Annotated in this window: 16 protein-coding genes; 6 read left to right on the plus strand and 10 right to left on the minus strand. The window is 64.0% G+C overall.

The genetic code is table 11. The features are described 5' to 3' along the window. Positions 1-7: 7 nt before the first annotated feature. Genes ruvB through ruvC form a run of 3 tightly spaced genes read right to left on the minus strand, consistent with a single transcriptional unit; the run spans position 8 to position 2,255 of the window. A complete protein-coding gene (ruvB, locus tag O4H31_RS13860) occupies positions 8-1,027 on the minus strand; it encodes a Holliday junction branch migration DNA helicase RuvB (RefSeq protein ID WP_243262441.1) in 1,020 nt (339 codons plus the stop codon). Positions 1,028-1,074: 47 nt separating this feature from the next. Further along, positions 1,075-1,752 (minus strand): Holliday junction branch migration protein RuvA, encoded by a 678-nt coding sequence (gene ruvA, locus O4H31_RS13865; RefSeq protein ID WP_269346701.1) that lies wholly within the window; start codon positions 1,750-1,752, stop codon positions 1,075-1,077. Then, a complete protein-coding gene (gene ruvC / locus O4H31_RS13870; RefSeq protein ID WP_269346703.1) occupies positions 1,749-2,255 on the minus strand; it encodes a crossover junction endodeoxyribonuclease RuvC in 507 nt (168 codons plus the stop codon). Before ruvC ends, ruvA begins: the two co-directional genes overlap by 4 nt. 354 nt (positions 2,256-2,609) lie before the next feature. Here ruvC and O4H31_RS13875 point away from each other — a divergent pair, with 354 nt between their 5' ends. After that, entirely contained in the window at positions 2,610-2,828 is a 219-nt protein-coding gene (locus tag O4H31_RS13875; protein ID WP_269346704.1) for a DUF1127 domain-containing protein, read from the plus strand. A 97-nt stretch (positions 2,829-2,925) separates the two neighbouring features. On the opposite strand, the gene O4H31_RS13880 is transcribed toward O4H31_RS13875, so the two are convergent. The 4 genes from O4H31_RS13880 to O4H31_RS13895 all read right to left on the minus strand — a co-directional run bounded on the left by O4H31_RS13880 (position 2,926) and on the right by O4H31_RS13895 (position 8,011). Beyond that, a complete protein-coding gene (locus tag O4H31_RS13880) occupies positions 2,926-3,270 on the minus strand; it encodes a hypothetical protein (protein WP_067628411.1) in 345 nt (114 codons plus the stop codon). A gap of 110 nt (positions 3,271-3,380) precedes the next feature. After that, positions 3,381-4,253 (minus strand): 50S ribosomal protein L11 methyltransferase, encoded by an 873-nt coding sequence (locus O4H31_RS13885; RefSeq protein ID WP_269346707.1) that lies wholly within the window; start codon positions 4,251-4,253, stop codon positions 3,381-3,383. 82 nt (positions 4,254-4,335) lie between these two features. After that, complete coding sequence (locus tag O4H31_RS13890; RefSeq protein ID WP_269346709.1) at positions 4,336-5,568, minus strand: MFS transporter; 1,233 nt, start codon at positions 5,566-5,568, stop codon at positions 4,336-4,338. Positions 5,569-5,821: 253 nt separating this feature from the next. Further along, positions 5,822-8,011, minus strand: coding sequence for a primosomal protein N' (locus O4H31_RS13895; RefSeq protein ID WP_269346712.1), 2,190 nt, complete (start codon positions 8,009-8,011; stop codon positions 5,822-5,824). A 122-nt stretch (positions 8,012-8,133) separates the two neighbouring features. On the opposite strand from O4H31_RS13895, the gene fsa reads away from it, so the two are divergent. After that, a complete protein-coding gene (fsa, locus tag O4H31_RS13900; RefSeq protein ID WP_067623130.1) occupies positions 8,134-8,787 on the plus strand; it encodes a fructose-6-phosphate aldolase in 654 nt (217 codons plus the stop codon). A gap of 63 nt (positions 8,788-8,850) precedes the next feature. Here fsa and O4H31_RS13905 read toward each other — a convergent pair whose 3' ends face one another. Then, a complete protein-coding gene (locus O4H31_RS13905; RefSeq protein ID WP_269346716.1) occupies positions 8,851-9,771 on the minus strand; it encodes a nitrilase-related carbon-nitrogen hydrolase in 921 nt (306 codons plus the stop codon). Positions 9,772-10,040: 269 nt separating this feature from the next. On the opposite strand from O4H31_RS13905, the gene O4H31_RS13910 reads away from it, so the two are divergent. The 3 genes from O4H31_RS13910 (at position 10,041) to O4H31_RS13920 (ending at position 12,225) form a co-directional block, all read left to right on the plus strand. Then, positions 10,041-10,748 carry a DUF484 family protein gene (locus tag O4H31_RS13910; protein ID WP_269346718.1) on the plus strand — a complete coding sequence of 236 codons (708 nt, stop codon included), beginning with the start codon at positions 10,041-10,043 and terminating at the stop codon, positions 10,746-10,748. Beyond that, positions 10,745-11,689 (plus strand): tyrosine recombinase XerC, encoded by a 945-nt coding sequence (locus O4H31_RS13915; RefSeq protein WP_269346720.1) that lies wholly within the window; start codon positions 10,745-10,747, stop codon positions 11,687-11,689. The genes O4H31_RS13910 and O4H31_RS13915 overlap by 4 nt, the downstream gene beginning before the upstream one ends. Before the next feature lie 107 nt (positions 11,690-11,796). Continuing rightward, positions 11,797-12,225: a PACE efflux transporter gene (locus tag O4H31_RS13920; RefSeq protein WP_243262431.1), complete on the plus strand. Its 429-nt coding sequence runs from the start codon at positions 11,797-11,799 to the stop codon at positions 12,223-12,225. Here O4H31_RS13920 and meaB read toward each other — a convergent pair. Then, positions 12,222-13,196: a methylmalonyl Co-A mutase-associated GTPase MeaB gene (meaB, locus tag O4H31_RS13925; RefSeq protein ID WP_269346725.1), complete on the minus strand. Its 975-nt coding sequence runs from the start codon at positions 13,194-13,196 to the stop codon at positions 12,222-12,224. The genes O4H31_RS13920 and meaB overlap by 4 nt on opposite strands. An 80-nt stretch (positions 13,197-13,276) precedes the next feature. On the opposite strand from meaB, the gene hrpB reads away from it, so the two are divergent. Beyond that, positions 13,277-15,700 carry an ATP-dependent helicase HrpB gene (hrpB, locus tag O4H31_RS13930; RefSeq protein WP_269347211.1) on the plus strand — a complete coding sequence of 808 codons (2,424 nt, stop codon included), beginning with the start codon at positions 13,277-13,279 and terminating at the stop codon, positions 15,698-15,700. A 54-nt stretch (positions 15,701-15,754) separates the two neighbouring features. On the opposite strand, the gene msrB is transcribed toward hrpB, so the two are convergent. After that, a complete protein-coding gene (msrB, locus tag O4H31_RS13935; RefSeq protein WP_269346726.1) occupies positions 15,755-16,237 on the minus strand; it encodes a peptide-methionine (R)-S-oxide reductase MsrB in 483 nt (160 codons plus the stop codon). Between the last annotated feature and the right edge of the window lie 49 nt (positions 16,238-16,286).

Here is a 16,286-nt window from a genome sequence, read left to right on the forward strand (position 1 = left end):
CGGGGCGTCAGCCAAAAAGGTCGTTCTGCCCCTTGGGCGCGGCCATGCCGAGGTGGGTCCAGGCCTTGGCCGCTAACATTCTGCCGCGCGGGGTACGCTGGATCAGCCCTTGCTGCAACAGGAACGGCTCGATCACCTCCTCCAGTGCGTCACGGCTTTCCGACAGCGCGGCGGAGAGGGTTTCGATCCCCACCGGCCCGCCCTGATAGTTCTCCGCGATCAGTTTGAGGTAACGGCGGTCAGCGCCATCAAGGCCCAGATGATCGACCCCGAGCCGCGTCAGGGCCATGTCGGCCAAATCGCGGGTCACCCGGCCATCGCCCTCAACCACCGCGAAATCCACCACCCGGCGCAGCAAGCGGCCCGCAATACGAGGTGTGCCGCGGGCGCGTTTCGCGATCTCGCGGGCACCGCCTTCGTCGGCGGGCGCACCCAGTTTGCGAGCATTGCGGTCGACGATGATGTAAAGCTCGTCTTCGGTATAGAATTGCAACCGCGTCGGGATGCCAAAACGGTCGCGCAGAGGCGTGGTCAGCAGGCCCATGCGGGTGGTGGCCCCCACGAGCGTGAAGGGCTGCAACTCGATCCGTACGGTGCGCGCGGCGGGGCCTTCACCGATCACCAGATCAAGCTCGAAATCCTCCAGTGCAGGGTAAAGCACCTCCTCCACCGCCGGATTCAGACGGTGAATTTCGTCGATAAACAGCACGTCGCGGGCTTCGAGATTGGTCAGGATCGCCGCCAGATCGCCCGCCTTGGCCAGCACCGGACCAGATGTCATGCGAAAGCCCACACCCAACTCCCGCGCCATGATCTGCGCCAGTGTGGTTTTGCCTAGACCCGGAGGCCCGTGAAACAGCGTGTGATCCATCGCTTCACCGCGCTGGCGGGCGGATTGGATGAAGACGGCAAGGTTCGCGCGCGCCTCTGCCTGCCCGACAAATTCCGCCAGCATCTGTGGCCGCAAAGCGCGGTCAAAGTCTTCGGGCATCGGCTCGGGCCGCACGGTGGGGTCAATGTCGGTCATAGGGCCTCGTTATGGCGCAGGGCGTAGGGTTCTGCCAGAGGGGGGGCTCAATCCTTGGGCGCCAACAGCTTGAGCGCCGCGCGGATCAGCGTCGGCGTGTCCGCCTCTGGCATCTCGCCCGCCGCCTGCGCCACGGCGCCCGCCGCATCACCGGGGCCGTAGCCAAGGTTGCCAAGCGCCGAAAGCGCCTCGGACTGGGCCGAAGCATTGGGCGCGGCGGCTTTTGGCGCGGGGCGTGGGGTCGCGGCTTCGATTACGGTCTCATCGGCGGCGGCCTGCGCTTCGCCCAGAGCGTCGGCCACGGTGCCGGTCATCGCCATCACGCCGGGAGCCTTATCCTTGAGATCAAGCACCACGCGCTGTGCGATTTTGGGGCCAATGCCCTTGGCGGCCTTCACCGCATTCCAGTCACCCAATGCAATCGCACGGCTCACGCCATCTGGCCCGAGCGTGCCAAGAATCGCCAGAGACGCCTTGGCCCCGACCCCCTGAACGGAGGTCAGCAAACGGTGCCATTCCTTTTCCACCAGCGTTTGAAAGCCAAAGAGCTGCATCAGGTCTTCGCGCACCACCAAATCGGTATAAAGCGCCACGACTTCGCCCACACCGGGCAGCGCGGCCATGGTCCGGTCAGAGACATAGACGAGGTACCCCACGCCGCGCACGTCGATCAGCACATGGTCGGCGGCACGGTAGTCAATGCGGCCCGAGAGTTTGCCGATCATGCGCTCGCCCTCGCCACCGCCTGCGCGAGGGTGCTGGCCCCGCCGTGATGCGCGTGACAGATCGCGATGGCCAGCGCATCGGCGGCATCCGGGCCCGCAATCTTGATCCCCGGCATCTGCATTTTCACCATATGCGCCACCTGTCCTTTATCCGCGTGGCCCACGCCGACCACCGTTTTCTTGACCTTGTTGGGAGCATATTCGCCCACCGTCAAACCAAACTGCGCGGGCACCAGCATCGCAATGCCCCGCGCCTGACCCAGCTTCAGGGTCCCGGCCCCGTCTTTGTTCACGAAAGTCTGTTCAACCGCCGCCGCCTGTGGCTGCCACATGGTCAGCACGCGCGTCAGCTGCCCGTGCAAAGACAAAAGCCGCGCGCCAAGGTCGTCGCCTTCGGAATGACAGATGCCATTGGCCACATGGGCGATTCGGCTGCCCGAGACATCGATCACGCCCCAGCCCAGATTGCGCAGCCCCGGATCTATGCCGATCACCCGTATCATCTCTGCCCTCGATAAAATTGTTGCTTTTTTGGTGCACTAGCACGAAACGCGAACATCGCAAAGCCCTGATGCGCGGCGGGCGCTTTACGACACGCATCCTGTCGCTTTTGAACCGCGGTGTCGGATTGCGCCTCTCCATGCTGCAAAACCGACATCCGGAAGCCGGAAATTTTCCCGTAAAGATAGTGGGTTAGCCGTCATTTCGACCCATGCACAAAACGCAAGGCACGCTGTCGTTTTTGAGGGATTGCGCGGGGCGGTTTTCAGGCATAATTGCCGAAAATCACGTTTTGAAGAGCGCGCTTTCCTCGCCCCCCTGCAAACACAACCGACGATCAAACAAAGGACGGCCCCATGGCAGCTTTCGACACCACCCGCACCGCTTACGGCTCCACCTCGGCCGTCACACGTATCTTTGGTTTTTTCGGCGCGTTCTTCGCGGCGGTCGAAGATTGGCAAGACAGCCGCGCGACCCGCAAGGCGCTGTCGGACCTGACCGACCTTGAATTGCAGGACATCGGCTTGATCCGGGGTGACATTGACCTCGTCGCACAGAACCACTTCGTGCGCTAAGCCTGCGCCCTGCCCGTATCGAAACCTACCCGAACAAAAAGCCGCAGCGGAAGGCATCCGCTGCGGCTTTTTCATGTCAAAAGTCAGTTGCTTAAGATCACCGCATGATCGGGCCGGTCAGCCCAGCCACTGTCTTGGTCAGCGGGTCAATGGCCATCATTTTGGCGCCGATCTGCTCTAGGTTTGAACCATTGGCGAGCCGCGACAGGCGTTCGTTATAGGTCACCGGGCCGATCGCGGCGAGGGTGAAGGCTTTGAAGCCAAAAAATACCAGAACGATCAGGAAAAACCCCATCATCGGGAAACCCCGACGGGCACGTTTTGGCAAGACGGAGATCAACCCGTCGCGCCCGACGCGGGTGACATATCCCCGTTCCATCTTCCGATGCTTGCGCCCCAGAAGTTCGATCCGTTTCGCGAATTGAGCGTGTCCTTCAGCCATCACAGCCTCCGTAGCAATCCGGCCCCCACCGTTTGCTGCCAATTTGAATAAAGGCAAATTGTGGCAACAAAGCGGCAAAAGGGTCAAATGCAACGAAAATGAGGCGCGAATTATGCGTTAGTTTGCAACGTTAGTGTCGTCCAGTCACCAATGCTCTCACGGTGCACCAGATTGATGCCAGATCGCGCATAAACCTCAATCACCTCATCGGCCTGCTCGTTCAGAAGGCCCGAGAGAATCGCATAGCCCGCAGGTTGCAGAGCGCCGGCCATATCCGGGGCCAAGGCGACCAGCGGCCCTTTAAGGATATTGGCAAAGACCAGATCAAAGGGCGCAGCTTCGGCCAATTGGGGATGATCAAAGCCTGCGGCTTCGACACAGGTCACGCGGCCCGACAGATTGTTCGCATCGACATTGGCCTGTGCCACTTCGACCGCGACTTCGTCGATGTCGCTGGCCAATACCGGCTCTGGCCAGATGCGCGCGGCGGCCATGGCCAGCACCGCGGTGCCGCAGCCGATGTCGGCCACTTTCTTGCCATGGAACCCCTCGCCCGCCAGACGGTCCAAGGCACGCAGGCAGCCCAGCGTTGTGCCATGGTGTCCGGTGCCGAAGGCCATCGCAGCCTCAATGAGCAGCGGTTCGCAATCGTCGGGCACCTTGTCAGCGTCATGGCTGCCGTAGACGAAAAAGCGGCCCGCTTCGACCGGAGCCAATTCACGGCGCACATGGGCGACCCAATCTGTTTCCGGCAGTTCGGAGACGGTGAAATCTTTCGCGCCCATCGCCTTGGCCAGCACCGCCAGCGCGGCCGTATCGGGTGCTTCTTCGAAATAACCGCCGACTTCCCACAGGCCCGAGCCGTCTTCCATTTCAAAAACGCCAACGCCGGTGGGTTCAGGCGTCAGCCGTTCCATAGCCTCGCCCAAGGCATAGGCGGGCTCGCGGCCTGTGAGAGTCGTCAGGGCGGTGAAAGTCGGCATGGCGCGGTCCTTTGCTGCGGTGCGGTTGCGCTTCGCCTAGGGCCGCGCGCGTGTCGGGTCAAGCCATGCTGGGTTTCGCGGCCTATTCGGCGGCCTGCGGCACAGCAGTTTGAAAGATCGTCTCATGCCCCGGTGCCGGGTGGCGCGGGATCAACAGTGACAGCATCAGCGACACTGCCGCCATCCCCGCGGCAAGGAAGAACACCGCCGCAGGCGAGACGAGCCAAAGCAGGCCGAGCCCGACTGGCAGGAACACCGCCGCGATGTGGTTAATGGTAAAGGCCACCGCCGCCGTGGGTGCGATATCTGCAGGATCTGCGATCTTTTGAAAATAGGTCTTTAGCGCCAATGCGAGGGCAAAGAACATGTGATCCAGCACATAAAGCGTCGCCGCGATCACCACGCCCCAGCCGAGGTAATAGACGCCGCCGTAGGCAAGGAAGACGAGGATCAACCCGACATATTCGACCGTGAGCGTCCGGCGTTCGCCGAAATGACCCACCGCGCGGCCCATCAGCGGGGCGAACAGCATATTGGCGATAAGGTTGATGAGGTAGAGCATGGTGATCTCATGCACGTCAAAACCAAAGCGTTCGACCATCATGAAGCCTGCGAAGACCACGAAAATCTGCCGCCGCGCGCCTGACATGAATTGCAGCGCGTAATAGAGCCAGTAGCGCTTGCGCAGGATCATCTTTTTGTTCTGCACCGTGGGGGCTTCGAACTGCGGATAGGCCAGCATGGCGATGATTGCGATGGCAACGGTAACGCCGCCGCCGATCATGTAAACGATGCCGTAGCTCAAGTTCAGCGTTTCCCACAGCGCCATGATCGCCAGATAGGCCACCAGCGTCGCCAGCGATCCGGCCGCCATGAGCCAGCCTATCATGCGCGGGGCATCCTCGATTTTCAGCCATTGAAGTTGCAGCGATTGGTTCACCGTCTCGTAGTAGTGAAACCCGATCGAGCTGAGCATGGTGATCATCAGGATGCCGCCCATGGAGGGGAAATAGGCGGTGATCGCCGTCGCCGCGCCGAGCAGCGCGAGCGAGATCAGCCCCAGCACCTGTTCGCGGACAAAGAGCAGGATCGCGATGACCCCGATGGCCAGAAAGCCGGGAATTTCGCGCACCGTGTGCAGCAGACCGATGTCGGACCCATCAAAGTCTGCCACCTCAATGACAAAATTATTCAGCAGCGCCGACCACGTGTTGAAAGCGATGGGCATGGCCAGCGCCATGAGGAACAGCAGAGCCACGGGGCGGCGCCAGAACGGCAGGCCTTTGGCCTCTTCGAGGGTGATATAGCGGGTCATGCGGATTTATTACGCCTGGCATGCGGGAATGGCGAGAGAAAAGGCAAACGAAGAGCCGGGCAGTGCCAGACCGGGGGCTGGCGCATATGATCTCTCAGCTGGGCAGTTTATTGCAGCAGCTCATATGGCACATACGCAAGCCGCCACTCCGACTGCAAAAGCGCCAGACCAGGGGCCGGTCTGGCGCTGCCCGGCAGCCTTCGGCCTTGATTCCGGGCTGTTGTGTTACCGGCAGACGTCGTGCCAGCCAGCCTCAGTAAAAACTCTGCGGATCAATATCCACCGCCAGCCGCAAATCGCCCTTCAGCCGCACCGAACCGATCCAGCGGCTCAGCGCCTCCTGCAAGGCCACACTCTTATCCGCCTTCACCAAGAGCCGCACCCGATGCCGCCCGCGCACCCGGGCGATCGGCGCAGGCGCTGGCCCAAAGACCTGCGCCCCCACCGCCCGCAACGGCCCGTCATGCCGCGCCAGATGGTTGCCCAGATCAAACACCGCCGCCGCATCGCTACCGCTCAGAATGATCCCCGCCATCCGTCCATAAGGCGGCACCCCGGCCTGCCGCCGCTCGCCAGCCTCGGCGGCCCAGAACTTCTCTTCCTCGCCAGCCAAGATCGCCCGGATCACCGGATGCTCGGGCTGATAGGTCTGCAACAGCGCTGCGCCGGGCGCCTCGGCCCGCCCCGCACGCCCCGCCACCTGCCGCATCAGTTGAAACGTCCGCTCCGCTGCGCGCAGGTCCGACCCGGTGAGGCCGAGATCAGCATCAATCACCCCCACCAGCGTCAGCTTTGGAAAGTTGTGCCCCTTGGCGACCAGTTGCGTGCCGATGATGATATCCGCCGCCCCATCGGCAATTCCCGCGATCTCGGCCTTCAGCGCCCGGGCCGAGCCGTACATGTCCGAACTCAGGGTCGCGATCCGCGCGTCGGGCCAGAGCGCCGTGGCCTCTTCGCCCAATCGCTCCACCCCCGGCCCGATAGGCGCAAGCTTGCCTTCGACCTCGCACGACGGACAGACCTCGGGCATCGGCTTGGTCTCGCCACATTGGTGGCAAACGAGCCGCTTGAGAAACCGATGCTCCACCATCCGCGCGTCACATTGATCACAGCCAATCTGCTCGCCACAGGCACGACAAAGCGTAATCGGCGCATAGCCGCGGCGGTTGATGAACAGCATCGCCTGCTCGCCGCGTTCCAACCGCGCATCGACCTCGCGTTTCATCTCGGCCGAGATCCACTTGTCGCCGGGCAGCCCCGCCTGCCGCATGTCGATCGCCCCCATCTGCGGCATCACCGCCGGGCCAAAGCGCGAGGTCAATTCCAACCGCCGATATTTGCCCGCCTCGGCATTGGCCCAAGTCTCAAGGCTGGGCGTCGCACTGGCCAGCACCACCTGCGCGCCGCAGATCGAGGCCCGCAGCACGGCCATGTCGCGGGCGTTATACAGGACACCGTCCTCTTGTTTGTAGGACGTGTCATGCTCCTCATCGACAACGATCAGCCCGAGGTTCTGGAACGGCAGGAACAGCGCCGACCGCGCCCCGATCACCAATTGCGCATTGCCTTCGCCCACCATGCGCCAGATGCGGCGGCGCTCGGTCATGGTGACGCCGGAATGCCACTCGGCGGGCTTCGCGCCAAAGCGTTCCTCAACGCGGTCCAAGAACTGTTCGGTCAGGGCGATCTCAGGCAGCAGCACCAACGCCTGCCGCCCGGCCTCAATCGCCGCCGCCACGGCTTCGAGATAAACCTCGGTCTTGCCCGATCCGGTAACGCCACGCAGAAGGGTCGTACCATAGGTCTCGGCCTTGATCCCTTCGCGCAAAACCGCCGCCGCTGTCGCCTGATCCTCGGTCAGTGCCTTGCCGGGCAACGATGGATCCAGCCGCCGAAACGGCAGATCGCGGGGGCTTTCCTCTTCGCGCACGGCACCCTGATCGACCAAGCCTTTGACCACCGAAGAGGTCACGCCGGCCATCTCCGACAGTTCCTTCAGGGTAAACGCCAGATCGCCGTATTCCTCCAACACCGCCATCACCCGCTGGCGCGCGTCGGTCATGCGGGTCGGCAGGCCCTCGCCCGCGCGGTAAATCTTGCGCATCGACGGCGGGTCGCCCAAGCCCGGCGCGCGGGTCGCCAGCCGCAGCATCGCGGGCAGCGGGGTCAGCGTATAGGCGGCGGACCGCAGCAAAAACTCGCGCATCTCATCGCTCATCGGCGGGGCGTCCAGCACGCGGATCACATGGCGCACCTTGTTTATGTCGTAATCCCCGGCCCCCGGCCCCCAGACCACGCCCATCACCTTGCGCGGGCCTAATGGCACCTCGACAAACGCCCCCGTATGGCAGCCACCTTCGGGCGCGCGATAGTCCAGCGCGCGGCCCAAAGGCTGGGTGGTCATCACCGACAGCAACTCGCCATGATGGTAGAATTCAGCCATGTCTGCCGCATGCTCCGTGTCGCTAGGGGGAATTGAGGCTTTAAGCATCGCAGATCATGCGGTAAAGCCAAGGCAAGCAATAGACCTGCTAGCGATCACATTCCAACCCGGAAGGAAAGCCCATGAAATTCTTCGTAGATACCGCCGAGATCGACGCCATTGCCGAACTCAATGACCTTGGCATGGTCGACGGCGTGACAACCAACCCCTCCCTGATCCTTAAATCGGGCCGCAACATCCTTGAGGTCACCAAAGAGATTTGTGACCTCGTCGACGGCCCTGTCTCCGCCGAAGTGGTGGCACTGGAAGCCGACGCGATGATCGCCGAAGGCCGCAAACTGGCCGAGATCGCCGACAACATCACCATTAAGCTGCCGCTGACATGGGACGGGCTGAAAGCCTGTAAGGTTCTGTCGGGCGAAGGTCACATGATCAACGTGACGCTCTGCTTCTCAGCGAACCAAGCGCTGATTGCTGCCAAAGCTGGGGCGACCTTCATCTCGCCCTTCATTGGTCGTCTGGACGACATCAACCTCGATGGCATGGACCTGATCCAAGACATCCGCACCATCTATGACAACTACGGGTTCGAGACGCAGATCCTCGCGGCCTCCATCCGCAGCGTGAACCACGTCCTCGACGCCGCGCGCATCGGTGCCGACGTGATGACCGCGCCGCCAGAAGTGATCAAGAAACTGGCCTCCCACCCGCTGACCGACAAAGGTCTGGAGCAGTTCATGGCCGATTGGAAAAAGACCGGTCAGAACATCCTCTGATCCGGCCTGTGCGCCAAGACATCAAACCCCTTCCGTCCTTGGCGGAGGGGGTTTTTCTTTGCCCTATGCGGCGTTGCCTTCAACTGTCAGGTGATCGCCCGACCACAGGCCGGGGCGCACCTCGGCCTCGGCTGCGCCTGCGCGGATGCGACGGCACTGCCCCACGGGAATTGCCGGAGCCTGCAACACCAGGTCCATGCCCTGCGCCGCCGTCTGGGGCGGCAAGGCCGCGTGCATCCCATCCAAGGCCACCGAAACATCGCAGGGCAGATAGACGCTCGCCCCGCCCACGCCGGTATCCTCTTGCCACGGCGTCAAGGGCGCGCCGACCGCGCCGACACAGCACACCGCGGTTTGCAATTCGATCGCCCGCGCCCGTGCACAGCTGAACACACGGTTGTAGCCAGTGATCATGTCGGTCTTGGCGGGGATGATCACCAGATCGAGGTCCAGCTCGCCCAGTTTCGACCAAAGCGCGGTATATTCCGCATCAAGGCAGATCGCGATGACACAGCGCAGCCCGTTCCAGTCGAACAGGTTGATCCCGGTGCCCGCGATGGTCACGCCGCTGGCGCCATTTGCCTCAAGCGGCGTCAGGCTCAGTTTGTTTTGCACTTGCATTCCGCCATCCGGGGTCAGGAACCACGCCTGATTAAGATACCCCTCGGGCGCGTCGACCGATGGAAAGGCCACAGGAAATGTGCCGGGCAGCAGGGCGACGCTTGTTTGCTCCACCATGCGGCGCATCGGGTCAAGCGCCAGCGCGGCGGTCTGCGCGAGCCAGCCCAGTTGCTGCTCTGCGGGCAGGTCCGCCGGGGCAAAGCTCAGCCATTGTGCGCAGCAAAACTCAGGCATCACCAAAAGCTGCGCCTCGCGCGCGGCGGCTTGTTGCAGACGCAGTTCCACACTGGCAAGCCAGCTTTGCAGCGAATCCGGCGTGACCTGAAGGTTGGCGGCCCAAAGATCGACAGAGACATGTTCCATGTAAGATTTCCTCTCCCGGCAAGGGCCATTTCGCCACATCCGGGGATATGCAGCAGGCTTCGATCAGGCGCGCGTGCCTTGCGGCTGAAATCCGCGCGTCGACCGGGGCCAACACACCCGCGCCGCTTTTGTTCCCGTGGGCTTCGTTCTACATCCCGGCCTGACGCAAGGCGGCAACAAAGACCGCAGGCGGCAAGACCCGTGACCAATTGGGGGCAGATCTTGACGCCCCACCATGCTATGACACCGCAAATCAAAAAGAGACGCCCATGAGCAGCAGCCCCAAAATCGACGACGCCCTGCGTGAGGCGATCATCTCAGCGCCCGATGTCATCCTTGACGACAGCGATGTGATGCAGGCGCTGATTGCGGCCAATGAAAAGGCCATGGGCGGCAATATCGTCGATCTGCGCGGCATCGCGATGGAGCGTCTGGAAACCCGGCTTGATCGGCTGGAAGATACCCACCGCAGCGTTATCGCGGCGGCTTATGAGAACCTCGCCGGGACCAATCAGATCCACCGCGCGATCCTGCAAATGCTGGACCCCGTCGAGTTTGAGACCTTTCTGCGCAATCTGGGTGGCGAAGTGGCCGACATCCTGCGCGTTGATGCGGTGAAACTGGTGCTCGAGTCGGTCCAGAACGACAACGATCCGGCAGTGCAGCGTTTGGGCGATGTGCTGACCGTGGCCGAGCCGGGCTTTATCGACGACTATCTGTCTCAAGGGCGCGGTGGCATGGTGCGGCAAGTGACCCTGCGTGCGATTCAAGATGGCGCCGAGGCGCTCTATGGCACCAAGGCAGGGTGGATCCGATCCGAAGCCTGCCTGAAGCTCGATTTCGGCGCGGGCCGCCTGCCGGGCTTGCTGGTCATGGGCGCCGAAGACCCGCATATGTTCGGCCCGCAGCAGGGCACTGATCTGCTCACCTTCTTTACCGGCGTGCTGGAACGCACCATGCGCCGCTGGCTGTCTTGAGCGAGAAGGCAAATCCGCTGCTGATCAGCCCCGCCGCGCGGGACGCGCTTCAGACGTGGCTGGCGCATCAAAACGCGTTGAAGGACGCAGCAGAGAATACCATCACCGCTTATCGTGGTGATGTGACCGAGTTTCTCACCTTCATGACGCTGCACAATGGCGACACCCAAGGCCTTGGCGCGCTGGCGAAAATCACCATCAGCGACATGCGCGCGTGGATGGCCAGCACGCGCAGCGGCGGGGTCGGCTCGCGCTCGGTCGCGCGCAAACTCTCGGCGGTGAAAGCCTTCTACCGCTGGCTGGCCGAGCGGGAGGGGTTTGAGCCCACTGCCGTCCTGCTTGCCCGGTCGCCCAAGTTCCAAAAGAAGCTGCCCCGCCCGCTGGCCGAAGACGCCGCCCGCGCGCTGATCGACTGCGTCGAGACCCAAGCCCGCGCCCCATGGGTCGCGGCGCGCGATGTCGCTGTGCTGACGATGCTGTGGGGCTGCGGCTTGCGGATTTCCGAGGCGCTCGCCCTTAAAGGCGGCGATGCGCCCCTGCCAAATAGTCTGCGCATCATCGGCAAAGGCGGCAAGGAACGGGTCGTACCGGTGCTGCCCGCTGCACGCGCCGCTGTCGAAGATTACCTCGCTGTCTGTCCCTACCCGCAAGAGCCGCAAGCCCCGCTGTTTCGCGCCATTCGCGGCGGCGCATTGGGCGCGCGGGCCGTGGCGCAGGTGATGGCCGATGCGCGGATGCAACTGGGCCTTCCGGCGACGGCCACGCCCCATGCCATGCGCCACAGCTTTGCCACACATCTGCTCGACGCGGGCGGCGATCTGCGCGCGATTCAGGAACTGCTGGGCCATGCGTCGCTGTCGACCACGCAGGCCTATACCGCCGTGGATACCGCGCGGCTGATGGAAGTCTATAACAACGCCCATCCCAAGGCGGGCCGCTGACCCTCTTGCACCCTGCGGGCCAATCGCCATATTGGAGCCAAGCGAGGACGACCTCCCCCATATGGGTACACACTCGGGACGACCCGACCAATACCGGGACCGCCCCCATGCGCAGTACTGCAGACCGCATCCGCCACGCCATCAGCTTTGAAGTTCTCGCCCTGTTGATCGTCACGCCCATGGGCGCTTGGCTGTTTGACAAGCCACTGCATGAGATTGGCGTCGTCACCATCGTCAGCGCCAGCATCGCGACGGGGTGGAACTACCTTTACAACCTTGGCTTCGACCACGCCCTGCGCCGCCTGCGCGGCACGGTGCGCAAGACGGTGCCGATCCGGGTGCTTCACGCCGTCATTTTTGAGATTGGCCTGCTCTTCGTGCTGATGCCCTTTATCGCGTGGTACCTGAGCATCTCGCTGATGGAGGCTTTCCTGATCGACGTGAGCTTTGCGCTGTTCTACCTGATCTACGCCTTCGTCTTTAACTGGGTCTACGACGTGATCTTCCCGGTGCCGGAGCCTGTCCGCCCGTCCTAATCGGCCCGCAGGCGGCGGACGAACTCAGCCGCCGCCTCTGCCGGATCGCGCGCGCCCTCGGCCACGGCGTCACTAAGCCGTGCCAGATCGTCCTTCGCCTGTGGTGTCTCCAACTGCGCCAAAAGCCGGTGCTTCACATCCTGCTCGAACCAATAGCGCGCCTGTGCGGCGCGGGTTCGGTCCCAAAAGCCATTTGCGCGCCGCCATTCGATTAGCTCCTGCAGCGCCGCCCAAGTCTCGTCCAGCCCGTCTTCCTCAAGCGCCGACACAGCGGTGGCGCGGGGGTAGCCTTCGGGGTCTTGCGGGCGTTTGCGCAGCAAACGCAGCGCCCCGGCATAGTCGGCACGGGTGCGCGCGGCGGTGGACTTCAGATCACCATCTGCCTTGTTGATCACGATCAGATCGGCAATCTCCATGATGCCGCGTTTCACGCCCTGCAACTCATCCCCGCCCGCTGGGGCCAAGAGCAACACAAAGGCGTCCGACATCTCGGCCACCACCGTCTCGGACTGGCCAACGCCCACGGTTTCGATCAGCACCACGTCGAAACCCGCCGCCTCGCAGAGCCGCACCGCCTCCCGCGAGCGGCGGGCGACACCGCCAAGATGGGTCTGGCTGGGCGAAGGACGGATAAAGGCGCGCGGCTCGCGGCTGAGCCGGTCCATCCGCGTCTTGTCGCCCAAGATCGACCCGCCCGAGCGCGCCGAACTGGGATCCACCGCCAGCACCGCCACCCGCTTGCCCTGCCCCGTCAGCATCATGCCAAAGCTTTCGATAAAGGTGGATTTGCCCACCCCCGGCGTGCCTGAGAGCCCGATGCGCAGCGCCTGCCGGTCGGTCGGCAGCTTCGCCAGCAGGTCCGCCGCCGCCGCACGGTGATCCGCACGGCCCGATTCCACCAGCGTGATCGCCCGCGCCAGCGCGCGGCGCTCGCCTGCTATGATGCCCTTGGCCAGATCGTCGATATCCATGGGCCAACTTTTGCGGGGGTGGCGCGGAATTGTCCATCCCCACCCTTGGCGCGGCGGCGGCTTTGCCCGATAACCGCGCCATGTCCAACGCTGATTTCGCCCTGCCCATCGACGCCGTTCTGCCTGACGTGATCGCCGCCCTGCGCGACACGGGTCGCGTGGTGCTGCAAGCGCCCCCCGGTGCGGGCAAGACGACGCGGGTGCCGCTTGCGATGCTCGACGCTCGCCTGACCAGGGGCCGCATCCTGATGCTAGAACCGCGCCGCCTTGCGGCCCGCGCCGCGGCCGCGCGCATGGCCGAAAGCCTTGGCGAAGAAACCAGCCAGACCGTCGGCTTTCGGGTGCGCGGGGCCTCTGCCGTATCGAAAAACACCCGCATCGAGGTCGTCACCGAAGGCATCCTGACCCGCATGTTGCAAGACAACCCCGACCTGCCCGGCGTCGGCGCGGTGATCTTTGACGAATTCCACGAACGCTCGCTGAACGCCGATCTGGGCCTCGCGCTTTGCCTCGAAGTCGCGGGTGCCTTGCGCGACGACCTGTTGCTGGTCGCCATGTCCGCCACGCTTGATGCCGCCCCGGTGGCCGAGTTGATGGAAGCCCCCATCGTCACCTCCAAAGGCCGCAGTTTTGAGGTAGAGCCGCGCTGGCTCGACAAGCCCATGGGCAAGCGACGGCTTGAGAATGCGGTGGCCGACCTGACGCTGAAAGCGCTTGCGGAGGCCCCCGGCTCGGCGCTGGTCTTCTTGCCCGGCGAAGGCGAAATCAGGCGGGTGGAAGCGCTTCTGCGCTCCGCCCTGCCAAGCGACTGCACCTTGGCCCCGCTCTTCGGTGCGCTGGATTTCAAAGCGCAGCAGGCCGCCATCGCGCCTGTGCGGTCGGGGCGGAAGGTCGTGCTGGCGACCTCTATTGCCGAAACCTCGCTCACCATCGAAGGCATCCGCATCGTCGTCGACGCTGGCCGCTCGCGCCGGGCGCTGTTCGATCCCGCCTCGGGCATGTCGCGGCTGGTCACCGAGCGTGTGACCCGCGCCGAGGCCACACAACGCGCGGGCCGGGCCGGGCGGGTTGAGGCGGGCGTGGCCTACAAACTCTGGACGCGCGGCGAGGAAGGGGCGCTGGCCGCCTTCCCCCCGGCGGAGATTGAGGCGGGTGACCTCACCGGCTTCGCGCTGGAACTGGCGCTCTGGGGCGCACAGGCCGAAGAATTAAGCTTTGTCACCCCGCCCCATGCGGGCCGTTTGGCCGAAGCGCAGGCGGTCTTGCGGATGCTCGGCGCGTTGGACGACACGGGCCGCATCACCGAACATGGCCGCAAATTGGCCAAGTTGCCCCTACACCCGCGTCTGGCGCATATGGTCGCGCGCGGCGGGCCGCGTGCGCCGCTGCTCGCCGCACTTTTGGCAGAGCGTGACCCGATGCGCGGCGCGCCGGTGGACCTTTCGCTTAGGATGGATGCGCTGGCCGGGAAACGCACCGCCGCCGCGCCGCATGCCCCGACGCTGGCGCGGATCAAGGCCGAGGCCAAGCGGCTGGGTCGGATGACAAAGGGCGACGGGCCGGACGCTTTAGGCGTTCTCGCCGCGCTCGCCTATCCTGACCGCGTCGGGCTGCGCCGCAAGGGCGAGGCGCCGCGCTATGTCCTATCGGGCGGCAAGGGCGCGATCCTGCCCGAGGCTGACCAGATGGCAGGCACGCGATTGCTGGTGGCCACCGACCTTGACGGCGACCCGCGTGAAGCGCGTATCCGGCAGGCGGCGCTGATCTCGGACGCTGAGTTGCGCAGCACTTTTGCCGACCAAATCCATTGGGAGGAGGTCTGTATCTGGTCGCGCCGCGAGGGGCGCGTGCTGACCCGGCGGCAAGAGGTGTTTGGGGCGCTGGTACTCGAAGACCGCACATGGCCCGATGCGCCCGCGGATGCGGTGGCGGTCGCGATGCTTGACGGTGTGCGGCAATTGGGGCTGAACCCCGGCAAGGCGGCGGCGCTGTTTTTGGCCCGCGCCCGGTTGATGCCCGCGCCCTTCCCCGATTTCAGCGAAGCGCATCTGATGGAGACGCTGGACGACTGGCTGCTGCCGCACCTGGCCGGTGTGCGCAGCACAGGCGATTGGAAAGCGTTCGACATCATCCCGGCGCTCAAGGCGCGGCTGACGTGGGAGCAACAGCAAGAGTTGGACCGCAACGCGCCCGCGCATTTCGAAACCCCGCTGGGGCGGCGCGTGGCCATTGACTACAGCGGTGAGACCCCCGGCATCTCGCTGCGCCTGCAAGAGATGTTCGGCGTGACCCGGCATCCTACCGTGGGCGGGCAGCCGCTACAGGTCACCCTGCTCTCCCCCGCTCAGCGCCCCGTGCAGGTCACGATGGACATTCCGGGGTTCTGGGCCAGCTCCTACGCCGATGTGCGCAAAGACATGCGGGGGCGCTACCCGCGCCACCCTTGGCCCGAAGACCCCACGGTGGCAGACCCGACCCTGCGCGCCAAACCGCGCGGCACCTAAAACGGCAACGCGCGCCGAAAACGGCGCGCGGTCAGGTCGGTTATACCGTAGTGATTAGGCCGCGACGAACTTCAGCGAGACGCCATTCAGGCAATGCCGCTTGCCCGTCGGCTCGGGCCCGTCATCAAAGATGTGGCCCAGATGGCTGCCGCAACGGTCGCAATGCACCTCGGTCCGGCGCATGAAAAAGCTGTTGTCGGACATCGTCTCGACCGCATTTTCTAGCGGTTGGTAAAAGCTCGGCCAGCCGGTGCCGCTTTTGAACTTGGTCGCGGCATCGTAGAGCGGCTGGTCACAGCCCTTGCAAATGAACGTTCCGGCGCGCGTCTCATCATTCAGGGGGCTGGTAAAGGCGCGCTCCGTATCGCCTTCGCGCATGACCGCATATTCGGCATCGCTCAGCATGGCGCGCCACTCGGCTTCCGTTCGCTCAACCTCAAAATCGCCTTCGACGTAGGCTGCCAAAGCGCCGCGTGCGCCCAACCCGATGGCGGTGGCGCCCAGAAAGGTCGATGTCAGAAAATGACGTCTGTTCATGGTGTTACTCCTCGCGTTCGGATTAGGTGAACGCCGGACCAGCATGGAG

Origin of the sequence: Sulfitobacter dubius, assembly GCF_027214245.1 — a bacterium.
Classification (GTDB): Bacteria; Pseudomonadota; Alphaproteobacteria; order Rhodobacterales; family Rhodobacteraceae; genus Sulfitobacter; species Sulfitobacter dubius_A.